The organism is Mesorhizobium sp. ArgA1 (genome assembly GCF_053714375.1).
This window is the reverse complement of the sequence record NZ_JBSKBQ010000014.1, coordinates 73992-90891: the sequence shown is the minus strand read 5'-3', so window position 1 is coordinate 90891 and position 16900 is coordinate 73992. Positions and strand designations below refer to the sequence as shown.

21 protein-coding genes are annotated in these 16900 nt (G+C 63.5%); 9 read left to right on the top strand and 12 right to left on the bottom strand.

The window, feature by feature from the left end; genetic code table 11:
• The first annotated feature begins 13 nt into the window (after positions 1–13).
• Positions 14–181 carry a hypothetical protein gene (locus ACWGTI_RS24820; RefSeq protein WP_454589567.1) on the top strand — a complete coding sequence of 56 codons (168 nt, stop codon included), beginning with the start codon at positions 14–16 and terminating at the stop codon, positions 179–181.
• Positions 182–380: 199 nt separating this feature from the next.
• Here ACWGTI_RS24820 and ACWGTI_RS24815 read toward each other — a convergent pair whose 3' ends face one another.
• From ACWGTI_RS24815 to ACWGTI_RS24805, 3 genes are all read right to left on the bottom strand, one after another.
• Complete coding sequence (locus tag ACWGTI_RS24815; RefSeq protein WP_454589566.1) at positions 381–1820, bottom strand: GMC oxidoreductase; 1440 nt, start codon at positions 1818–1820, stop codon at positions 381–383.
• Entirely contained in the window at positions 1817–1987 is a 171-nt protein-coding gene (locus ACWGTI_RS24810; RefSeq protein ID WP_454589565.1) for a hypothetical protein, read from the bottom strand. The genes ACWGTI_RS24815 and ACWGTI_RS24810 overlap by 4 nt, the downstream gene beginning before the upstream one ends.
• 176 nt (positions 1988–2163) lie before the next feature.
• The gene (locus ACWGTI_RS24805; protein WP_454589564.1) at positions 2164–2925 is read right to left on the bottom strand and encodes a GGDEF domain-containing protein; all 762 of its coding nucleotides are present in this window, start codon (positions 2923–2925) and stop codon (positions 2164–2166) included.
• 175 nt (positions 2926–3100) lie between these two features.
• Here ACWGTI_RS24805 and ACWGTI_RS24800 point away from each other — a divergent pair, with 175 nt between their 5' ends.
• Positions 3101–3808 (top strand): pyrimidine 5'-nucleotidase, encoded by a 708-nt coding sequence (locus ACWGTI_RS24800; protein ID WP_454575415.1) that lies wholly within the window; start codon positions 3101–3103, stop codon positions 3806–3808.
• A gap of 31 nt (positions 3809–3839) precedes the next feature.
• Here ACWGTI_RS24800 and ACWGTI_RS24795 read toward each other — a convergent pair whose 3' ends face one another.
• Complete coding sequence (locus tag ACWGTI_RS24795) at positions 3840–4679, bottom strand: LOG family protein (RefSeq protein WP_454589563.1); 840 nt, start codon at positions 4677–4679, stop codon at positions 3840–3842.
• 146 nt (positions 4680–4825) lie between these two features.
• Here ACWGTI_RS24795 and dapD point away from each other — a divergent pair, with 146 nt between their 5' ends.
• The 4 genes from dapD to ACWGTI_RS24775 all read left to right on the top strand — a co-directional run bounded on the left by dapD (position 4826) and on the right by ACWGTI_RS24775 (position 7270).
• Positions 4826–5680 (top strand): 2,3,4,5-tetrahydropyridine-2,6-dicarboxylate N-succinyltransferase, encoded by an 855-nt coding sequence (dapD, locus tag ACWGTI_RS24790; protein ID WP_454589562.1) that lies wholly within the window; start codon positions 4826–4828, stop codon positions 5678–5680.
• Positions 5681–5752: 72 nt separating this feature from the next.
• Positions 5753–6115 carry a DUF805 domain-containing protein gene (locus ACWGTI_RS24785; protein WP_454589561.1) on the top strand — a complete coding sequence of 121 codons (363 nt, stop codon included), beginning with the start codon at positions 5753–5755 and terminating at the stop codon, positions 6113–6115.
• A complete protein-coding gene (locus ACWGTI_RS24780; protein ID WP_454589560.1) occupies positions 6093–6479 on the top strand; it encodes a DUF805 domain-containing protein in 387 nt (128 codons plus the stop codon). Before ACWGTI_RS24785 ends, ACWGTI_RS24780 begins: the two co-directional genes overlap by 23 nt.
• Positions 6480–6499: 20 nt before the next feature.
• Positions 6500–7270 carry a hypothetical protein gene (locus ACWGTI_RS24775; RefSeq protein ID WP_454589559.1) on the top strand — a complete coding sequence of 257 codons (771 nt, stop codon included), beginning with the start codon at positions 6500–6502 and terminating at the stop codon, positions 7268–7270.
• 57 nt (positions 7271–7327) lie between these two features.
• Here ACWGTI_RS24775 and ACWGTI_RS24770 read toward each other — a convergent pair whose 3' ends face one another.
• Positions 7328–8341, bottom strand: a complete 1014-nt coding sequence (locus tag ACWGTI_RS24770; RefSeq protein WP_454589558.1) for a 2-dehydropantoate 2-reductase — start codon at positions 8339–8341, stop codon at positions 7328–7330.
• 116 nt (positions 8342–8457) lie between these two features.
• Between ACWGTI_RS24770 and dapE the strand changes: the two genes are divergently transcribed.
• Both dapE and ACWGTI_RS24760 read left to right on the top strand, forming a co-directional pair.
• A complete protein-coding gene (gene dapE, locus ACWGTI_RS24765; protein ID WP_454589557.1) occupies positions 8458–9651 on the top strand; it encodes a succinyl-diaminopimelate desuccinylase in 1194 nt (397 codons plus the stop codon).
• Between the two features lie 2 nt (positions 9652–9653).
• Complete coding sequence (locus ACWGTI_RS24760) at positions 9654–10259, top strand: transporter (RefSeq protein WP_454589556.1); 606 nt, start codon at positions 9654–9656, stop codon at positions 10257–10259.
• Here the strand turns inward: ACWGTI_RS24760 and truA are convergent.
• The 4 genes from truA to def are packed head-to-tail and all read right to left on the bottom strand — an operon-like array spanning position 10256 to position 13004.
• The gene (gene truA, locus ACWGTI_RS24755; RefSeq protein WP_454589555.1) at positions 10256–11011 is read right to left on the bottom strand and encodes a tRNA pseudouridine(38-40) synthase TruA; all 756 of its coding nucleotides are present in this window, start codon (positions 11009–11011) and stop codon (positions 10256–10258) included. The two genes, ACWGTI_RS24760 and truA, sit on opposite strands and share 4 nt — an antisense overlap.
• Positions 11012–11031: 20 nt before the next feature.
• Positions 11032–11538, bottom strand: a complete 507-nt coding sequence (locus ACWGTI_RS24750) for a GNAT family N-acetyltransferase (RefSeq protein ID WP_454589554.1) — start codon at positions 11536–11538, stop codon at positions 11032–11034.
• Positions 11535–12470, bottom strand: coding sequence for a methionyl-tRNA formyltransferase (gene fmt / locus ACWGTI_RS24745; protein ID WP_454589553.1), 936 nt, complete (start codon positions 12468–12470; stop codon positions 11535–11537). The genes ACWGTI_RS24750 and fmt overlap by 4 nt, the downstream gene beginning before the upstream one ends.
• 3 nt (positions 12471–12473) lie before the next feature.
• Positions 12474–13004: a peptide deformylase gene (gene def / locus ACWGTI_RS24740; RefSeq protein ID WP_454575427.1), complete on the bottom strand. Its 531-nt coding sequence runs from the start codon at positions 13002–13004 to the stop codon at positions 12474–12476.
• 103 nt (positions 13005–13107) lie between these two features.
• Between def and ACWGTI_RS24735 the strand changes: the two genes are divergently transcribed.
• Entirely contained in the window at positions 13108–14361 is a 1254-nt protein-coding gene (locus tag ACWGTI_RS24735; RefSeq protein WP_454589552.1) for a DNA recombination protein RmuC, read from the top strand.
• 135 nt (positions 14362–14496) lie between these two features.
• Here ACWGTI_RS24735 and ACWGTI_RS24730 read toward each other — a convergent pair whose 3' ends face one another.
• The 3 genes from ACWGTI_RS24730 to ACWGTI_RS24720 form a co-directional block, all read right to left on the bottom strand.
• Positions 14497–15309, bottom strand: coding sequence for a class I SAM-dependent methyltransferase (locus tag ACWGTI_RS24730; protein ID WP_454589621.1), 813 nt, complete (start codon positions 15307–15309; stop codon positions 14497–14499).
• A gap of 85 nt (positions 15310–15394) precedes the next feature.
• Entirely contained in the window at positions 15395–15799 is a 405-nt protein-coding gene (locus ACWGTI_RS24725; protein ID WP_454589551.1) for a GFA family protein, read from the bottom strand.
• 76 nt (positions 15800–15875) lie between these two features.
• Positions 15876–16829: a cation diffusion facilitator family transporter gene (locus tag ACWGTI_RS24720; protein ID WP_454589550.1), complete on the bottom strand. Its 954-nt coding sequence runs from the start codon at positions 16827–16829 to the stop codon at positions 15876–15878.
• Between the last annotated feature and the right edge of the window lie 71 nt (positions 16830–16900).

Sequence of the window (16900 nt, the reverse complement as noted above, 5' to 3'; positions counted from 1 at the left end):
CAAGGAGTGAAAAATGAGCTTAATTCAACAACGCGCGCCGCTCTCCCACGAGGAAGAGTACAAATACGCCGAGATGGCGATGAAATGGTATGGCTGGGGCTCGCCCATCGGCCTCGGCATCATGGTGGTGGCGCTGGCTGCCGCGGCTGTGCTGGTGCGCGTCGCCGTGTACGGCCTTTAGAGGCTGTTCCATCCCGACGAATCGGGATGAGGCTTACCTTCCACCGAGCGGACCCTTCCGAAAACCGGTTTCGGAATCACGCTCTGGTCCAGACCTGAATCCACCCAAAGGCGCGCCAGGGCGGTGCCGGCAGCAATCCTGCCGGCACCGTCCGCTTTTGGCGATCAGATGGTGGTGACTGGGTCAAACCGGGACTGCGTCACACTGTGACGACCTTGCTCAGATGTTCGCCAAGCCGGCAGGCCAGCGCGGTGATCGTCGTCGTCGGGTTGCATTGGCCGGAGGTGCAGAACACCGACGAGCCGCCGACATAGAGATTGTCCATGCCGTGCACCTTGCAGTTGGCGTCGACCACGCTCTTGGTCACATCCGTGCCCATGCGCGTGCCACCCATATGGTGGTGGCCGGCCAGTTCCTCGTCGGTCGGGTAGTCCTGACCATTGGCAAGCCAGTCCATGATGCGGACGCGGCCGAGGTTCTTCTCGATCAACGTCCTGCCGAACAGTTTGAGCCCCTCAAGAATGGTGCGGCGCTCCAGCGGTGACTTCTTCCAGTGCAACTCGATGCGCGGCACGCCGGCATGGTCGACATCGGTCTTCGACAATTCGATGTGATTCGAAGCCAGCGGCGCCTGTTCCCAGGCGACATAGAGCTGGGCGGCACAGCGCAGATTCTGGCTGAGCTGGTAGGCTACCCACTCGGCAGCGTCGGGCGCGGTGCAGGCGAGGTCGGCAATCAGGCTCTTGACCCCGGCGTAGGGCGTCTCGATCAGGCGTATGCCGAAATTCATGATCTGCAGCCGCTCCATGGCGGCAAGCGTCGGCGAGAAGAAGGCCTCGTTGACGGCGTCGACCTCGAATTCGCTGTAATCGGCCAGGATGGCATTGCCGCCCTCGAAGGTCGGGTGTTCCATCCAGTAACGGCCAAGCGCCGTGGCGTTCGGCACCACGCCCCCGTTCGAGCGCTGGTTCGACCATAGAAGCAGTCGTGAGTTCTCCAGCCCGCCGGTGCAGACGATGAAATAATCGGCGCTGAAGGCGCCGGCATCCTGGCCGTTCGACCACAGCCTGGCGCCAGTCACCCGCTTGCCGTCGCCTGCAAGTTCGGTGGCATAGGTGTTGAGCACGACGGCGATGGTCTTGCTCTTGTCGAGCTCATCGGCAAATTTCTCGCCAAAGCGCACGGCCGGGCTCTTGATCAGCTGTATCCAGCGTATGTCGTCCGAAATCGGCACATCTGGCCGGAAGTCCGGAAGCTCGAGTATGTCATGCACCTCGAGCAGATAAGGCTCGATGTCGGCGCGGCTGATCGGCCAGCCCGTGTCCGGCGCCCACGCCTTGGGCTCGAAGTCCTGCTTGTCGAGCACCCGGCACCAGCCGGCCCAGTGGTTCGACGACCCGCCCATGAACCGCAACCGGGTGATGTCGAGGTCGAAATAGGGATCGCCGACGGTGGTGCCGCGGTAGAAATCCTGCGACTCGTCGCTGAATTCGCGCGAGCCGGCTTCCAGCACCACGACCGGGATGCCGGCGGCGCCAAGCTTCCTGGCAATGGTGGTGCCGGCAGGCCCGGAGCCGAGAATGCAGACCTTCGGCTTGAACTCCGAGGCGCGATACGCCTCATAGCTGTCGAAGATCATGCCAGGTCGCTCCGCTTCAGGATCCAGCCATTGACCTCGACGATCTCGTCAGGGTCGGCATGGGGGCGGTCGCCGTCAGGCAGCTTGCGGAACAGCTGCAACGCCGGCATGGCAATCAGCGCCTGCACGATGGCGCGGCGCGATATTTTCTTGATGAAGAAGCTCATGACACGTCTCTCGATGGGGGCTTCGATCCACGCATGGCGTTCCCTGAACGGCACACGTGCCGGCCAGACAGGCCATTTCCGTGCCAGTCCTATCGGTAAACGGCTTACAACCGGGTAAACGGCGCGGTTGCGCTGCAACAATGTCAGCAAATCCTTGGCAAGCATGGGCGGGAGCCTCAGGCGGCCTCGGAAATGTCCCGGTCCAGGATCGACAGATTGCGGCCACGGTGCTTGGCCTCATAAAGCCGGAGGTCGGCGGCGCGCATCAGTTCCGAAACATTGGCGTCCTCGTCGCAAGTAATGCCGCCAATGCTGACGGTCAGCGGCACCGTCCGCTCGTCGACCGGGCGGAAGCGGATCAGCTCGACTTCCCTGCGGATGCGCTCGGCGACGCGCCTGGCCTCCGCGCCGGTGGCGCCGACCAGGAAGGCGCCGAATTCCTCGCCGCCGATGCGGCCAAGCACGTCGCCGCTGCGCACGCCGCGCTCGATGGCGCTGGCGATCAGCAGCAACGCGTCGTCGCCGGTCAAATGGCCAAAACTGTCGTTGATCGCCTTGAAATGGTCGGCGTCGATGATCAACAGCGCGCCGCGATCGGATTTGCGCCGCGAACCGTCGAGCGCGGCAAAGAAGCTCTCGCGGTTAAGCATCCCGGTCATGTCGTCGCGGCTCGCCTTCTCCGACAGGCGCCGGTGCGCGGCGGCGAGCTGGGCATGCGCACGGGCAAGGTCGCGGTGCGCGCCTTTCAACCTGTCGCTCTGCCAGAAGGAGCTGGCGCAGGCGATCCAGGCGAGCGCCAGCGGGCACACGGTCGATGTCAGCCAAATGGTGCGACTGACCGGAAAACCCATGGCGGGAACGATAATCAGCGTCAGCAAAAGCGAGACGGCTACCGAGCCGAACGCAACGGCGGCGGACTTCAAAACTATGCGACTCATCGCTGGCTCCCACTGAACCATCTCTGTGCCAGCAAGCCCTGAAGGCCACCTTTCGGGGATGGCTAAAATTTGAATGGAGAGCCCATTTTTACAACTCTAGATGCATCCAGGTTGTGGATAAGCCTGACATCAGAAAGTGGTTCGAACGGCAGATATTTCGTGCCATAAGGACGCCATGACCACGTCGCCCGATCCAGCCCGCTTCGCCCATGTCACCGACTGGGTGTTCGACCTCGACAACACGCTTTATCCGCACCATTCGAATCTGTTTTCACAGATCGACGTCAAGATGACGGCCTATGTCGGAGAATTGCTGACGCTGCCGCGCGACGAGGCCCGCAAGCTGCAGAAGGAACTCTATCTCGAATACGGTACGACGCTGAACGGGCTGATGACGCGCCACGGCATCGACCCCGACGACTTCCTCGAAAAGGTGCACGACATCGACTATTCGTGGCTGGTGCCCGATCCGGTGCTCGGCACCGCTATCCGCCAGCTTCCCGGGCGCAAATTCATCTTTACCAATGGCGATCGCAAGCATGCCGAACGGACCGCGCGCCAACTCGGCATACTCGACCATTTCGACGACATATTCGACATCGTCGCCGCCGGGCTGACGCCGAAGCCGTCGCGCCAGACCTACGAGAAGTTTGCCGAACTGCACGCCGTCACCGGCCACAATGCAGTGATGTTCGAGGATCTCGCCCGCAATCTGGCGGTGCCGAAATCGCTTGGCATGACCACGGTGCTGGTGGTGCCGCGCAATTTCGAGCCGACCTTCGCCGAGATCTGGGAACGCGACCCGGCCAATGAGGACGACGTCGATTTCGTCACCGACGATCTCGCCACATTCCTGACCGCGATCGTCGAAGTTACAGCCTGAGGCGATCCGCCGGCCGCGGACGGCCCCGCTCTTACAGGTTGTAGAAGCGGCTGACGATACCCCAGGCCTCGTCGGCGGTGTCGACGAAGTCGATTATGTCCTGGTCACCGGGCGTGATGGTGCCCTGTTCCGCCAGGAAATCGAGATCGATCGCCCTTTTCCAGAACGCCTTGCCGAACAGGATCACCGGGACGCGCTCCATGCGCCCGGTCTGGATCAGCGTCAGCGTCTCGAAAAACTCGTCCATGGTGCCGAAGCCGCCCGGAAACACAGCGACGGCCTTGGCGCGCATGACGAAGTGCATCTTGCGGATGGCGAAATAGTGGAAGTTGAAGCACAGTTCCGGCGTCACATAGGCGTTCGGCGCCTGCTCGTGCGGCAGGACAATGTTGAGGCCGATCGACGGTGCGCCGACATCGTCGGCGCCGCGATTGCCCGCTTCCATGACGCCTGGCCCGCCGCCGGTGACGACGACGAATTCGCGGTAATAGGACGTTGCCGACTGCTGCGAGCAGAGGCGGGCGAACTTGCGCGCCTCCTCGTAATATTTGCTGTTTTGCTCGAGGTTCTTCTTCTGCGTCTCGTTCTTGGCCGCCCAGGCCTCGCCGCCGGGTTCGGGAATGCGTGCGCCGCCGAACAGGATCACCGTCGAGCGGATGCCGCGTTCGGCCAGGATCATTTCGGGCTTCAAGAGTTCCAGCTGCAAGCGCACCGCGCGCAATTCACGACGCGTCATGAAATCGGGATCGTTCCAGGCGAGACGGTAGGTGTCGGCGCGCGTCTGCGGCGTATCGGGCACGCTTTTCGAGCGCTCCAGATCCTCGTCCGAATGCGGCAGCGGCGTCCACCCCGCCTTTTCCATAGGAGTCATATGCTTTACCCGTCCCAACAGTTCAGTTGCGCCGTCCCATGGCGCACGCGCGATTGACCCCCACTACGCCTTAACATAGGGTCCGCGCGATTTTCAAAACAAGGTTAAGGCGATGGCCTTAACAGCGTGGTAACGGAGCGAAATTCATGTCGAAGCCTGATCTGGCAAGCCTCGAAAAGACCATCGAGAAGGCCTTCGAGGAGCGTGACACGATTTCGACCGCGACCCGCGGCGAAACGCGCGACGCCATCCAGTCCTCGCTCGACCTGCTCGACCGCGGCACGGTGCGCGTCGCCGAACGCCAGGCCGACGGCAAGTGGCATGTCAACCAGTGGCTGAAGAAGGCCGTGCTCTTGTCGTTCCGCCTCTATCCGATGGAGATCATCAAGGGTGGTCCCGGCCAGGCGGTGTGGTGGGACAAAGTGCAATCGAAGTTCGACGGCTGGAGCGCTGTCGATTTCGAGAAGGCCGGCTTCCGCGCCGTACCGTCGTCGATAGTGCGCCGCTCGGCCTATGTCGCGCCGGGCGCGGTGCTGATGCCATCCTTCGTCAATGTCGGCGCCTATGTCGATAGCGGCACCATGGTCGACACCTGGGCCTCGGTCGGCTCCTGCGCCCAGATCGGCAAGAACGTGCACCTGTCGGGCGGCGTCGGTATTGGCGGCGTGCTGGAGCCGATGCAGGCCGGCCCGACCATCATCGAGGACAATTGCTTCATCGGCGCACGCTCGGAAGTGGTCGAAGGCTGCATCGTGCGCGAGGGCTCGGTGCTCGGCATGGGCGTCTTCATCGGCCAGTCGACCAAGATCGTCGACCGCGCCACGGGCGAGGTGTTTTACGGCGAAGTGCCGGCCAATTCCGTCGTCGTCGCCGGCTCGATGCCGGGCAAGGCCTTTCCGAACAACGAGCCGGGCCCCGGCCTCTACTGCGCCGTCATCGTCAAGCGCGTCGACGCCAAGACCCGCTCCAAGACCTCGATCAACGAATTGCTGCGCGATTGATCTTTTTTGCAAACGGACGCACCTTCCGCCGGCGCGACATTCCGTCGCGCCGATTCAGCATGGAGGGGTGACATGGACTGGAAATACCTTCTGACCAGCTTTGACGGCCGCATCAATCGCGCCAAGTTCTGGGCGGCGATCGGTGTTTTTTTCGTGATCGGCATCATCGCCTTGATCCTGGATTCGATCCTGGGCACACGCATGGATCTCGGCGGTGGCGCCGAAATCGGTATTATCGGAATCATCGTTTCGCTGGCGTCGATCTATTTCGCCCTCGCGGTTTATGCCAAGCGTTGGCATGATCGCAACAAGTCGGGTTGGTGGTCCCTGATCCTGTTTGTGCCTTTAATTGGTGCGATCTGGTTCCTCGTAGAATGCGGCATCCTCGAAGGCACTCGAGGCGCCAATCAATATGGACCGGATCCGCTTGCCTGAAAAAACAGACCTCATTTGGCTTTTCTTCAAAACCTCAGGCCGCGTCAGCCCCAGTGCGTATGCGCTGGCCGGCCTGCTTTTGCTGCTTGCCCAGTTTTTCCCCCTCTACCAGTTTGCCAGACTGGAGCCCGGCACCGCAAATAGCCAGGTGTGGGCAATTGTGTTCTGGACCGTGCTGCTGATTTCGACCTGGTCAAGCTTCGCGGTGACGGCAAAGCGCTTCCATGATTTCGGCAAGCCGACCTACTACGCGTTGATCTCCCTCATCATAGGCCCGATTCTTCTTCTCATTCTGGCTTGTTTCAGCAGCGATCCCGGGCCCAATCGCTACGGCCGGCACACCAATTCTCCCGCACAACCCTGAGGGCGACCGGATATCTTGCCATGCGCTACCGCACGCTTGATCCGAAACTGATCATCGACACCGCCGAGCGGCTGGAAGGACGCGTCGCCGAGCGTTTTCCCGAGGCCGGCCTGCGCGGCGTTGCCGCCGAACTGGTGTCGCTGTCGCGCGACCTGGCCAAGGCGGCGCAGGCGCTCGAGGCGCCGATCTGGTGGCTGCGCGGCGCCATCGTCGCCGCCGTCGCCGCCGGCGCGCTGATCTTCCTGTTCGTCGGCACCATCCTGCCGCTCATCCATATCTCGCAGGCAGACGACGCGGTGCAGTCGGTGCAGGGCATCGAAGCCACGATCAACATGATCATCCTTGCCGTGCTCGGCCTGCTGGCGCTGATCCGCACCGAGGAGCGCATCAAGCGCAAGCGGGTGTTTCGCCAGTTGCACGGGCTGAGGTCGCTGATCCATGTCATCGACATGCATCAGCTGACCAAGGATCCGGCCGCACTGTCTGCCAATTTCAAGCCGACCGCGCATTCGCCGGCGCGCATCACCAATGCCGCGGACCTGGCGCGCTACCTCGACTATTGCTCGGAAATGCTGTCGATCACCGGCAAGATCGCGGCGCTGTTCGCGCAATCGGTCAATGACGATGTGGTCATCGACGGCGTCAACGACGTCGAGAACCTGGCGTCCAACCTGTCGCGCAAGATCTGGCAGAAGATCACGCTGATCGAAAACCATCCGGCGGCGCAGCCACTGCCGGCGCCAGGCCCGGCGAGCAAAGTGCCGGCTCCGAGGCGCGCACCAAAGCCGTGAGACGGTGCCGGCGCGCCTGCTTTTCCGGGCTAAGGCCTGACGCTCACGGCGAGTAGCCTATCCGGTGACGGCTTCCGGCGTCAGGCCGGGCGATCCGCGCTTTTCCCACTCCGCCTGCCGCACCAGCGCGGTGACCCGCTTGAGCAAAGGCGCCGCCGTGCCGGCCTTTTCGGCGAGGCTCAGAACCGTTCCCTGAAGCTCGCCGATTTCGGTTGGCCGGCAGCGCTGGAGGTCGTCCCACATGGACGAGCGCGCCTGCGGGTCGATGGCGAGCATGCGCCGGGCCACCAGCCGGAACAGCCAGTCCGGCAGCCGGAGCAGTTTCGGCAGCAGGCCGGGACGCAGGCCGCCGATCCGCGCCGGGGCGATGTGTGATGCCTTCATCGCCGCAAGCGCCTCATCGATCTGACCGGCAAGGATCAGCCGCCAGCGGCGGTCGGCAAGCTCGCTAGCCAGCGGCAGGCCGGACAGCGCGACGAGCGCATTGTTGAGGTTGATCAGCAACTTGCCCCACTGCACCGCCTTGATGTCGGCATGGGTTTCGATGGCAAGTCCTTCGACATCGAGAAGGCCGGCAAGGCCGGCCATACCGTCCTCGATCAGCACCTTGCCATCGCTGGCGCGATGCACGTGAAGCGGCACGTTACCTTCGGCCGACTGGACGACATTGAACGGAACCATGCCGGCCAGCACCGGCCGAAGGCCCAGCCCGGCGCGCAGCCGCTCGGCATTGCCGACGCCGTTCTGCAGGCTGACCACCACGACATTGCCGCGAGCGTGTGCGGCAATGAGCGCCGCCATCTCCTCGGTGGCGCCGTTCTTGACCGTCACCAGCACCACGTCGGCGTTGGCCAGGGCGGCGGCCGGATCGGCAGTGACGTACATCGGCTTGATGGATCGGTCGCGGCCGTCGAGGTCGGTGACGCGCAGCCCACCGCCCAGCAACGCCTCCGCGATGCGCGGCCGCGCCAAAAACACCACCTTGCGTCCGGCCAGCGCCAGGCAGCCGCCGACATAGCAGCCGATGCTGCCGGCGCCGGCAATGACGATGGTGTTTTCGGCATTGGCCATGCGACAATCCCGTGTTGGCCCTGCATTATACGACATGAAAACCATAATGTCGGCGGTAGGACCGGTCATCATCTCTGGCCGTGACAGGCCTTTCGCTTTCGATTATCGCTTTGCCCATGAACCTGCCGACCGATCCCGCCGCAAACCTCGCGACCCTCATACGCTGCGCTTCCGTAACACCCGCCGAGGGCGGTGCGCTGGCTGCGCTGGAAGGCATGCTGAAGCCGCTTGGCTTTTCCGTCGAACGCCCGGTGTTTTCCGAAGACGGCACGCCCGATATCGAGAACCTTTACGCGCGCCGCTCCGGCAATGGGCCGCATCTGATGTTTGCCGGCCATACCGACGTGGTGCCGGTGGGCGACGAGGCGTCGTGGACACACCCGCCCTTCGCCGCCGAAATCGCCAAGGGCGAGATGTTCGGCCGCGGCGCCGTCGACATGAAGGGCGGCATCGCCTGTTTCATCGCCGCGGTGGCGCGCCACGTGGAGAACAAGGGCGGCCCGAAGGGCTCGGTTTCGCTGCTGATCACCGGTGACGAAGAGGGCCCGGCCATCAACGGCACGACAAAACTGCTCGACTGGGCGGCGGCCAAAGGCGAGAAATGGGACGCCTCGATCGTCGGCGAGCCGACCAACCCGGACGCGCTCGGCGACATGATCAAGATCGGCCGGCGTGGCTCGATGTCGGGCAGCGTCACCGTCAATGGCCGCCAAGGCCATGTCGCCTATCCCTTGCTTGCCGACAATCCGGTGCGCGGCCTGATGAGTCTGGTCGAGGCCTTGCTCCACCCCGTCTTCGACAAGGGCACGAAGGATTTCCAGCCGACCAATCTGGAGGTGACCTCGATCGATGTCGGCAATCCGGCGACCAATGTCATTCCGGCCAAGGCGACAGCCACCTTCAACATCCGCTTCAACGACAGCTGGACGGCCGAGACGGTGCAGGCCGAGATCCACAACCGCCTCGACCAGGCGGCCAAGCGCAAGAAATACCGGACCGGCAAGAAGAGCCCTGTCGACTATGAGCTGGTCTGGCGCGACCGGCCGAGCCATGTCTTCCTGACACGCGACGACAAGCTGATCGACACGCTGCGCGGCTCGATCAAGGCCGCGGTCGGCAGGGAACCGGCGCTCTCCACCTCCGGCGGCACATCGGACGCCCGCTTCATCAAGGATTATTGCCCGGTGGTCGAGTTCGGACTGGTCGGCAAGACCATGCATATGGTCGATGAACGCGTCGCACTGGCCGACCTCGAAACGCTGACCCAGATCTACCAGCGCTTCATCGAAGACTGGTTCGAGCAGGGCTGATCATGCTTTCGGTTGACGAGACCTCTTCATCGCTTACCGGCGCCTGGCGGCTGATGCTCGGCAAGACCGACGGATTGCGGCTGCTCGACCTGTCGGCCGACGGCTTCTGGAATTCCTTCTTCGCCATCGTCGTCGCCGCGCCGGCGATGATCGTCGGCTGGGTCGGCACGGCCAACGAGATCGGCGACCCCAATGCGTTCGCTGGGCGTCTGGGCATGTTGATCCGCCTGGCAACCGTCGACCTCGGTTCGTGGCTGCTGCCGCTGGTTGCGCTTGCCCTGGTCGCGTCGCGAGCCGGCATCGGCGACCGCTTCGTCCACTACGTCGTCGCCAGCAACTGGGCGTCGGCCATCACCGCCTGGATGCTGCTGCCATCGGCGTTGATCCGGCTTTTCCTGCCGCCCGGCAACCCAGTTGCCGAATTGGTGTGGCTGGTTCTGGTGGTGCTGTCGCTGGTACTCACCTGGCGGATGACCAACGCCGCGATCGGCAAGGGCGCGGCTGTCGGCAGCGCCGTGTTCGCAGGCATGTTGGTGGTGTCTCTGGCCGTCTTGTTCGGCCTGGTGGCGCTGCTCGGCATCACTTTACCGACCGCCGCGCCGGCTTAGGACCCATCGGGGTAATCGACACCGACGAGAAACAGCCCATCCGGCGGCGCCACCTGGCCGCAGGCGGCGCGGTCCTGCGCATCGAGCGCTGCCTTGAGATCGGCAGCGGTCCAGCCGCCATCGCCAACGCGTTTCAGCGAGCCGACCATGGAGCGCACCTGGTTGTGCAGAAACGAGCGGGCCGAGGCCCTGATATCGATCAGGTCGCCCTGGCGACTCACATCAAGCTGCTCCAAAGTGCGCACCGGACTGTTGGCTTGGCATTGCGTCGAGCGGAAGGTGGTAAAATCGTGTCGGCCGAGCAGGACTTTCGCCGCTTCGTGCATGGCGTCCGCATCGAGCCGCTTCGGCACCCACCAGACCTTGCCCTTTTCCATCGCAGCCGGCGCGCGCCGGTTGAGGATGCGGTAGAGATAGTGCCGTCCGGTGGCCGAGAAACGGGCGTCGAACTCGTCTGAGACAACCCTCGCCTGCAAGATGGCGACGTGCGCGCCCGCCGCCTGCAGATGCGCGTTGATGGCGTCGCGCACCTTGTCGGTTGGCCACGCCTTGTTGAGGTCGACATGCGCTACCTGCGCGGTCGCATGCACGCCGGCGTCGGTGCGGCCGGCGGCGCGCAACCGCACCGCCTCGCCGCTGAATTTCTCGATCGCCTGCTCTATCGCCTGCTGCACCGATGGCTGATCCGCCTGGTGTTGCCAGCCGGCGAAGAGGCTGCCGTCATATTCGATATCGAGACGAAAACGCGGCATAAGCGATCGACATCCGCCGTTCAGGCGGCGAGTGCGGTAAAGGCCTGGGCGTAGACCAGTCTGCCTTTTTCGGGTGCGTCGCCCCAGGCCAGCGCCTGCAGCGCCTCACCCTGGTATTCGCTCTCGAAGTTTTCGGCGCGCACATGGCTGTAGCCGAAGCGGCCGTAATAGGCCGGATCGCCCAGCACCACGGCGAGCGTCTCGCCGGCATCCCTGAGGCGGATATGCGCCTCGCGAATCAGCGCACCGCCAATGCCGGAGCCATGGAACGAAGGTTCCACCGCCAAGGGCGCCAGCGCCACGGCTGCAAACTGCTTGCCGCCGTTCTGGACAAACAGCCTGGAAAACAGGATGTGGCCGACCACCTGGCCGTCTTCTTCCGCCACCAGCTCGACAACGGCGTCGCCGCCGGTGACCAGCGCGTCGACCAGACCGGCCTCCGCCTGCTGGCCGAATGCGTGTTCCTCGACGAGGCGTATAGCCTCGCGATCCCGCGGCGTTGCCGCGCGTATCGACATCATGCTCATGAGAATTTCATTCCTTTTTCGATCTTGGCCCCGCGCAAAAACTCCTGCGCGGCAGCGGGCCTTCCGCCCGCCCGTTGAACTTCGACCAGCCTGATGGCGCCTGTCCCGCAGGCGACCGTCAGCCGATCATCGAGAATTCCTCCCGACTCGCCCATGCCTTCAGAAAGCGTCGAGCGAAGCAGTTTCAGCCGTTCCGCACGGCCGCCAATTTCAATCTCGGACCAAGCCCCGGGAAAGGGCGACAGGCCACGAAGGTGATTGTGGACCTCGACAGCCGGCCGCGTCCAGTCCACGCGGGTCTCCGATTTGTCGATTTTTCGGGCGTAGGTCACCCCATCCACAGCTTGCAAGGTGAATGCCAGCGTTGCCGTCTCAATTCGGGACAACGCTTCCACCATCAGTGTGGCAGCAATGTGCATCAGCTGATCGTGCAGGTCGCCGGCCGTCATATCGGGTCCGATGGCGCATTTTTCAACCAATCCCACCGGACCCGTGTCGAGGCCTTCTTCCATGCGCATCACCATCATGCCGGTTTCCACGTCGCCAGCCATGATGGCGCGCTGGATGGGAGCGGCGCCCCGCCAGCGCGGCAAAAGCGAGGCGTGGCCGTTAAGGCAGCCAAGCCGCGGTGCCTCGAGAACGGGCTTCGGCAACAGCAGGCCATAGGCGACGACCACGGCGACATCCGCCTGCAAGGCGGCGAATGCAGCCTGCTCAGCCTCGCCTTTCAGCGACGTCGGCGTGCGCACATCGATGCCCAGTCGCTCGGCCTCGCGCTGCACCGGCGACGGCGTCAGCTCCATCCCGCGGCGGCCTGCAGCGCGCGGCGGCTGGGTGTAGACGGCGGCTATCTCATGGCCGGCCTCGGCGACCGCACGCAGCACCGGCACCGAAAACTCCGGCGTGCCCATGAAGATGACGCGAAGGGCCATGCCCTATCCCACCAGCTTGCCCGGCGCCTTGTCCTTGGCGAGCTTCTTGAACTTCTTCACCACCATGTCGCGCTTCAGCTTCGAGATGTGGTCGATGAACAGCACGCCGTTGAGGTGGTCGATCTCGTGCTGCAGGCAGGTCGCCATCAGGCCTTCGGCCTCGATCTCCTGCAGCTTGCCATCGCGGTCGAGATATTTCACCCGCACCGAAGCCGGGCGCTCGACCTCGGCGTAGTAGTCCGGGATCGACAGGCATCCTTCCTCGTAGACCGAGCGCGCGTCGGCGCTTTCGAGGACTTCGGGATTGATGAAGACATGCGGCGCCGGCGCCTCGTCTTCCTTGGCGAGGTCGATGACCAGCATGCGCAGCGGCTCGCCGATCTGGATTGCGGCCAGCCCGATGCCGGGCGCTTCATACATCGTAGCCAGCATATCGTCGGCGAGTTTGCGCAAAGGCGCATCGACGCGTTCGAGCGGTTTGGAAACCTGGCGCAGGATGGGATCGGGAAGGATGATGAGCGGCTTGATCGACATGGCGTCTCACCTAAAACGTCGCAGGAAAAGCGTCAACCGGTGCGGTTGGCGCCCGTTCACGTTTTGATCTGTGCCAGGGCGGCGAATCGGCTATGCTGTAGGGATGAACGACCTGAGCACCATCCTTTCCGAACCCGTCGCCCGGCTCGGCGCCACGACCATCACGCTCGGCCATGCGCTGGCGCTCGGCGCGATCGTGTTTCTCGGCCTTTTTCTGGCGCTGGTCGTCGCCCTGTGGCGGTCGGCCAGGGCGCGGACCATCGCTGCCGCTGAGGCCGCAGACCACGCCCGCGACGCCGAGGCGCGGATGGCCGGCATATTGCAAAGCCAGGCCGAGATGCAGGGCCGCATGGGGGCCATCGCCGATGTGTTCGGCGCAAGGCAGGCCGAACTCAACCAGTCGATCGGCCAGCGGCTGGACGCCATGACCGGCCGCCTCGGCCAGACCATGACAGAGCAGACCAAATCGACGCATGAAAGCCTGGCGAAACTGCAGGAAAGGCTGGCCGTCATCGACACCGCACAGGGCAACATCCAGTCGCTGGCCGGCCAGGTCGTGCAGTTGCAGGCGATCCTGTCCAACAAGCAGACGCGCGGCGCCTTCGGTCAGTCGCGCATGGAAGCGATTGTCGCCGACGGCCTGCCGATGGGCGCTTATGAATTCCAGGCGACGCTGTCGAATGGCAGCCGGCCCGACTGCCTGGTGCGGATGCCCAACGGCGCGCCCTCCCTCGCCATCGACGCCAAGTTTCCGCTGGAAGCCTGGAATGCCATTCGCGCCGCCGATGGCGCCGAACTGCAAAGGGTCGCCGCCCAAGCCTTCCGCCGCGACATCGAGATCCATGTCCGCGATATCTCGGAGAAATATTTGATCCAGGGCGAGACGCAGGACACCGCCTTCATGTTCGTGCCGTCGGAATCGGTGTTCGCCGAAATCCACGAGAATTTCGACGCCCTCATCCAGAAGGCGCACCGCGCGCGGGTCATCATCGTTTCGCCGTCGTTGCTGATGCTGTCGATTCAGGTCATCCAGGCGATCCTCAAGGATGCCCGCATGCGCGAACAGGCGCATCTTATCCAGGGCGAGGTCATCCGGCTGATGGAAGACGTCGCGCGCGTCGACGAACGCGTGCGGCGGCTGCAGACGCACTTTGGCCAGTCGGCCAAGGACATTGACGAGATATTGGTGTCGACATCGAAAGTGACCAGGCGCGGCCAGAAGATCGAGGCGCTGGAGTTTGGCGAAGGCGAGGCTGAAGTGCGTGGCGGTGGACCCGCCAAGGCCGAACCCGGGGTGCGGGTGGCGGATTCCAAGACGGGCCAGCTCAGGCTACGTGTCGTCGAAGGCGACGATTAGAGCGGGTCAGCGTTTCACGGAATCGCTGACCCGCTCTACCTCCTTGTTTTTGCGCAATTCCTCAAGGGAAAGCGCTACGCGCTTTTCCCGGGAAAACCGCTACACACTTATCCTGGAATTGCTCTAGAGCCTGCTCTAGACCGTAGCCACGATTACGTGCGCCTGAATTTTGGCCGCAACCTCGCCGCTGCCATGTCTGGCTGCAATCACGGCTGCGGCATGGTCGGTTGCGGCTTGCAGTTGTCCTGCGTCCCTGGCCTCGATCTCGGTGCGAAGAACCGTCCCCTGGCAATAGGCAACCGCCGGAAGCCGCGGGGACGATGCACGGCTTTGCTCGGCTCTCGTCTCGATCGCCACACGGGAGAAACCTGCGTCTTCCAGCTCGCTGCAGATCAGGGCCGTGTCATGGTAGCCGTGCGGGGTGCGGGCGAGAAAGCGCGGCGGATCGTTCGGAAAGATCTCCGCAAGAGCGTTCGTCACATCATTGGCAAACACATTCTCCTCGATGCGATCCCATACGTTGAACAGGAAATGGCCTCCGGGCTTCAGGACCCGCTTTGCTTCGCGATAGCCGGCGGTGCGGTCGGGAAAGAACATCGCGCCGAACTGGCAGCAAACGAGATCGAAGGTCGCATCTTCAAACGGCAACGCCAGCGCATCCGCCTGACGCCATTGAATGCGACTGTCGGGAGCTTGCCGCGAAGCGGCAAAGTCGAGCATTGGCTGGTTGAGATCGGTCACGACATAGCTTGCGCCAGGAGACAGTTTTGGCGCCAATGCGCGGGTGACGACCCCGGTGCCGGCGGCGACTTCCAGGACGGCGCCGGGCGACAAAGACGCTGCCCGCCGTGCCATATCGGCGGCGAACGGCTCGAAAATCAACGGCACCATATAGCGGTCGTAATTTTCCGGAATCGAGCCGGCAAAAATCTTGTCTGGTTCCAGCATCGCTTTCACCCGCCAAGCGGTCTGATGGGCCGCGAGCCTAGCACATAATCGTCTGGTTTGGTCGCGTTAGACAGACAGGCAGGTGCTATTGCTCCTCTACGATGCCTATGCCCTCGAATTCCGGAAGCCAGTGCAGGGCCGACCGGTGCCATTTCTGTTGTGTCGGAACCAGATCCTCGCGTTGCCGCGCGGTCCCCGCCCTTATCCCATAAACCTTGGGGCCGTCGCCAACCGACGTCGCGTAAAGGTGCGAACCGCACTCGCCGCAAAAGGCCTGGGCGCGCTTGGCGCCGCTGGATCCTGTCTTGATATAGACCTTCGGCGTGCCCTTGGTGATCCTGTAGTGATCCTCAGGCGCGGGAACGGTGACACGAAAGGCAGTGCCGGTCAGTTGCTGGCAGTCGGTGCAATGACAGATGGAGGTCTTTTCCGGGTCGACCTCTGCTTCATAAGTAATGGCGCCGCAATGACACCCACCATCGATTCTCATGGCTGCTCCTCCGAAATCCGTCGACTGATCTTAGCGGGACCAGGCGATGAGGCAACGGTGGACTTCTGGTCCAGCACTAGTTCGATGCAGCTTCGACCGCCTTGCGCCGGTGTTCCCAGGTTCCCGTCGTCTGCGGCTTGACGAACAGCCTGGTGATCTCCGGCATGTCTTTCTTCAGCAGTGCCTCCAGGCGCTCGACGCAGGCTTCGATCTCGGGCGCCGTCAGATGGTCCTCGAACTCGATGCTGAGGCCGGCGACGATCTCTTGCGGGCCGAGATGGACGGTGAGAACGCCGTTGGCGCGTTGCACCGCCGGATCCCGCTGGGCGATGGCCAGCACCTTGGCCTGGACTTCGGCCGAGGCCGGCTCGCCGATGAGCAGGCCCTTGCTTTCACGAGCGAGGAAGATGGCGGTGGCGCCGAGGATCACCGCGATGCCGATCGAGGCGGCACCGTCGAGCTCGGGCATATCGAGGAGTTCCGCCGCCAGGATACCGGCAAAGGCGACGACGAGACCGAGGAGGGCGGCGCTGTCCTCGAACAGGATCGTGTAGACGCTCGGATCCTTGCTCGATTGCACGGCCTGCAGCCAGCCCTGCTTGCCCTTCTCCCGGCGGAACTCCTTCAGCGCCACATACCACGAGCTGCCCTCGAACAGCATCGAGAGCCCAAGCACGATATAGTTGATCCTGGGATTGGCGACCGGTTCGGGCGACATGATGTGGACGACGCCTTCGTAGAAGGACACGCCGGCGCCGAGCGCAAAGACCAGCAGGGCGACAATGAAACTCCAGAAATACAGTTCGCGGCCATGGCCGAGCGGGTGCGTGCGGTCCGGCGGGCGGGCGGCGCGGTGCATGCCGTAGAGCAGCAGCCCGCCATTGCCGGTGTCGACCAGCGAGTGGACACCTTCCGACAGCATCGCCGAGCTCCCGGTGAAGAAGGCGGCGACGAATTTGGTCAGTGCAATGGCGAGATTGCCGGCGAGCGCCGCGTAGATGACCGTCTTCGACCCGCCATGCGCTGCCATGCTGTCTTGCCCTCCAAGCCACCCAATGTAACGGCCCTGCAGCCGAAGCTCCACAGGCATCACAACGCACC

Coding starts and splice junctions, on each gene's coding strand:
- ACWGTI_RS24820 (WP_454589567.1), top strand. CDS start 14: ATGAGCTTAATTCAACAACGCGCGCCGCTCTCCCACGAGGAAGAGTAC.
- ACWGTI_RS24815 (WP_454589566.1), bottom strand. CDS start 1,820: ATGATCTTCGACAGCTATGAGGCGTATCGCGCCTCGGAGTTCAAGCCG.
- ACWGTI_RS24810 (WP_454589565.1), bottom strand. CDS start 1,987: ATGAGCTTCTTCATCAAGAAAATATCGCGCCGCGCCATCGTGCAGGCG.
- ACWGTI_RS24805 (WP_454589564.1), bottom strand. CDS start 2,925: ATGAGTCGCATAGTTTTGAAGTCCGCCGCCGTTGCGTTCGGCTCGGTA.
- ACWGTI_RS24800 (WP_454575415.1), top strand. CDS start 3,101: ATGACCACGTCGCCCGATCCAGCCCGCTTCGCCCATGTCACCGACTGG.
- ACWGTI_RS24795 (WP_454589563.1), bottom strand. CDS start 4,679: ATGACTCCTATGGAAAAGGCGGGGTGGACGCCGCTGCCGCATTCGGAC.
- dapD (WP_454589562.1), top strand. CDS start 4,826: ATGTCGAAGCCTGATCTGGCAAGCCTCGAAAAGACCATCGAGAAGGCC.
- ACWGTI_RS24785 (WP_454589561.1), top strand. CDS start 5,753: ATGGACTGGAAATACCTTCTGACCAGCTTTGACGGCCGCATCAATCGC.
- ACWGTI_RS24780 (WP_454589560.1), top strand. CDS start 6,093: ATGGACCGGATCCGCTTGCCTGAAAAAACAGACCTCATTTGGCTTTTC.
- ACWGTI_RS24775 (WP_454589559.1), top strand. CDS start 6,500: ATGCGCTACCGCACGCTTGATCCGAAACTGATCATCGACACCGCCGAG.
- ACWGTI_RS24770 (WP_454589558.1), bottom strand. CDS start 8,341: ATGGCCAATGCCGAAAACACCATCGTCATTGCCGGCGCCGGCAGCATC.
- dapE (WP_454589557.1), top strand. CDS start 8,458: ATGAACCTGCCGACCGATCCCGCCGCAAACCTCGCGACCCTCATACGC.
- ACWGTI_RS24760 (WP_454589556.1), top strand. CDS start 9,654: ATGCTTTCGGTTGACGAGACCTCTTCATCGCTTACCGGCGCCTGGCGG.
- truA (WP_454589555.1), bottom strand. CDS start 11,011: ATGCCGCGTTTTCGTCTCGATATCGAATATGACGGCAGCCTCTTCGCC.
- ACWGTI_RS24750 (WP_454589554.1), bottom strand. CDS start 11,538: ATGAGCATGATGTCGATACGCGCGGCAACGCCGCGGGATCGCGAGGCT.
- fmt (WP_454589553.1), bottom strand. CDS start 12,470: ATGGCCCTTCGCGTCATCTTCATGGGCACGCCGGAGTTTTCGGTGCCG.
- def (WP_454575427.1), bottom strand. CDS start 13,004: ATGTCGATCAAGCCGCTCATCATCCTTCCCGATCCCATCCTGCGCCAG.
- ACWGTI_RS24735 (WP_454589552.1), top strand. CDS start 13,108: ATGAACGACCTGAGCACCATCCTTTCCGAACCCGTCGCCCGGCTCGGC.
- ACWGTI_RS24730 (WP_454589621.1), bottom strand. CDS start 15,309: ATGCTGGAACCAGACAAGATTTTTGCCGGCTCGATTCCGGAAAATTAC.
- ACWGTI_RS24725 (WP_454589551.1), bottom strand. CDS start 15,799: ATGAGAATCGATGGTGGGTGTCATTGCGGCGCCATTACTTATGAAGCA.
- ACWGTI_RS24720 (WP_454589550.1), bottom strand. CDS start 16,829: ATGGCAGCGCATGGCGGGTCGAAGACGGTCATCTACGCGGCGCTCGCC.